General features: G+C 36.3%; 4 protein-coding genes. 3 read left to right on the top strand and 1 reads right to left on the bottom strand.

Translation table 11 applies throughout. From position 1 onward, the window contains the following. A partial coding sequence (locus tag Q0238_RS06970; protein WP_297944347.1) for a polyphenol oxidase family protein occupies positions 1–502 on the top strand: 502 nt, incomplete at its 5' end. Here Q0238_RS06970 and Q0238_RS06965 read toward each other — a convergent pair. After that, the gene (locus Q0238_RS06965; protein WP_297944345.1) at positions 499–768 is read right to left on the bottom strand and encodes a helix-turn-helix transcriptional regulator; all 270 of its coding nucleotides are present in this window, start codon (positions 766–768) and stop codon (positions 499–501) included. The two genes, Q0238_RS06970 and Q0238_RS06965, sit on opposite strands and share 4 nt — an antisense overlap. Positions 769–869: 101 nt before the next feature. Between Q0238_RS06965 and Q0238_RS06960 the strand changes: the two genes are divergently transcribed. After that, on the top strand, positions 870–1,535 hold the full coding sequence (locus Q0238_RS06960) for a hypothetical protein (RefSeq protein WP_297944343.1): 666 nt from the start codon (positions 870–872) through the stop codon (positions 1,533–1,535). 1 nt (position 1,536) lies between these two features. Continuing rightward, positions 1,537–2,223, top strand: coding sequence for a hypothetical protein (locus tag Q0238_RS06955; RefSeq protein ID WP_297944340.1), 687 nt, complete (start codon positions 1,537–1,539; stop codon positions 2,221–2,223). The last annotated feature ends 6 nt before the right edge of the window (positions 2,224–2,229 follow it).

Below are 2,229 nucleotides of genomic sequence, written 5' to 3'. Positions count from 1 at the left end.
CCACTCAAACAAAGTTGAAATTTTACGCGCAGGTAGCGATGAAATCCCGCCCTGCGACGGGCTTGTGACCGATCTGCGCGGTGTGGCGCTGTGCGTGCTGGTAGCGGACTGTTCGCCAGTGCTGATCGCGGACGAGCGACGCGGCGTGGTTGCTGTGGTGCATGCGGGGCGCGCTGGAGTGAGCCAGCGGATCTGCACCAATGCGATAAATTTAATGAACGAGCGCTTTGGCTGCGTCGCTGCGGAGCTGAAGGTATTCGTGGGCGCGAATATCAAGGTGCGAAACTACGAACTCGGCGGGCTTGAACTGGGCGAGTTTGAGCGCTACAAAACGCAGGGGCATTTCGATCTAAACGCCGCGCTGCGCGACGAGCTCGCAGCTGTGGGGGTGCGAAACGTTAAATTTGATCCGCGCTGCACTTTTGAGAGCGAGCGACATTTTTCATACCGCAGAGATGGCGTCACGGGGCGTTTCTGCGGCTTTGTGATGAATAAAATTTAATCGGCTTGTGGCTGTGGATCAAAAGCAAAAAATTCTGAAATATCTACTTCCAAAACATCTGCTATTTTTATCAAATGCTCGATATTGAAATGTTTTTTGTTGATATGAAGTTCAGCCATTGAGATCGTTCCTACGGCTTTGTGTCCAATAGCGAGGGCGAGTGAAAGCTGCGAAATACCTTTTGCCGTTCTGATGCGCTTGACATTATCGCCGATAGCCTTGTAAATAGCGTCCATCTTCTCATCGGTTATCGTGCAATCCTTCAAATACGCCTACCTATAATTAAACTAACCATAAGTATATTTGGATTATAATCCGCTATCAACTAACTATAGTTAGTAGTCTATAATTTTAATAGAAGTTATAAATGGAAGAAGTTAATTACATAACTATTTTGGATGGTTTCTTGGAACGGTCTAGGAATGAGCTTTTGACGTCAAATAATATTGATCAAGATGCTGTATTTAGCATAATAAACGCTGAAATACAGAGAATTTATTCAATAGATAGTGAAGTATATCAAGATTTTTCATATAATATTTTGCCTCATTTTTATATAGTTGAAAACCCATATAGAAACGGTATATTCCAAGATATTAAGAGAAGAGTATCTATAAATCATAATATTAATAATAATTTTTCTAAAGCATTTATAACGCTTTTACTTGCATATATGGCTGTTGACAGCGGTCTTGTTGAATCTAATAGCTTCTTGTTAAAATATATTGAGAGATGGGGAAGTGAATTAAAAAATTTTAAGACTATAGAACGTAATTTTATAGATAGCTTTAGCCTTCTGTTTATATTAAAAGATTTAGAGGACCAAATCAGTAATGAACTAAATTTTTTATATAACAGATTTGGCAGCAATAGGGAAGTTATTGTATTTTTAAAAGATATAAATTTTCATCATATAGGAACTTATAAAAATTCATGGCTAGCAGTAAAGTTAAAAATTATACCGAATATTCTACAGCCTTATTATGCGATTGCAATCATCAAAGAGGCGATTAGAGTAAGGGAGGAACGATAATATGGCTAGCATTAGCGAAGTGAGAGGAAATTTAAAAAAGTATAGAAAAAATCAATATAAAAGAGATACAAAGAAGAAGATAATAACAACCATCGCAGCAATATATTTTTTTATAATTTGGGTATTTGTAGATATAGATTGGTTTTTAAAATTAGCATTTTTGTGTGGTGTTCCATTTATGATAATAGCATATTATTTCGAATGTTTAAAAGAAGATGAAGATAAAGATTTATCAGATATTTATAGGACTTATAATAAGCACAGAAGAGAGACTACCGAGACGAAATATATGCCAGAAATTAATAAACTACAAAGACAAAAGGAGCTAGAGATCAATAAATTGATTAATATAAAAAGAGATATACAATCTTTAGAGAATAGAACAAATCCCTTCATGCCTGATATGGATCTATATACTAGAGGACTTGCTGACTTAGCCGAAGTAGAAAATCAAAAAGTTGTAGAACGATATAAGAATTTCGAGGAACAAAGAAGTATAAAATTAAATGAGCTGTATTCTATAAAAATAAAGCTAGAAAATGCGATAGCGAATCTTGAAAATCAAATTGCCGAAAAACAAGCCTCTTTTAATAGGGAAAATGGTATCCCTAATAATTTTACAGAGGCGGTAGGTTCTATATTTAGAGGAAATATGAGCGTAGAAGACATTGCCCGACAAGTTAAGTAGATTTGA

This window comes from uncultured Campylobacter sp. (assembly GCF_938045775.1).
Taxonomy (GTDB): domain Bacteria; phylum Campylobacterota; class Campylobacteria; order Campylobacterales; family Campylobacteraceae; genus Campylobacter_B.
This window is presented reverse-complemented; position numbering and strand designations above follow the sequence as displayed.

Excerpts from the sequence above, each read along its gene's own strand:
- Q0238_RS06960 (WP_297944343.1), top strand. The coding sequence starts at position 870 with ATGGAAGAAGTTAATTACATAACTATTTTGGATGGTTTCTTGGAACGG.
- Q0238_RS06955 (WP_297944340.1), top strand. The coding sequence starts at position 1,537 with ATGGCTAGCATTAGCGAAGTGAGAGGAAATTTAAAAAAGTATAGAAAA.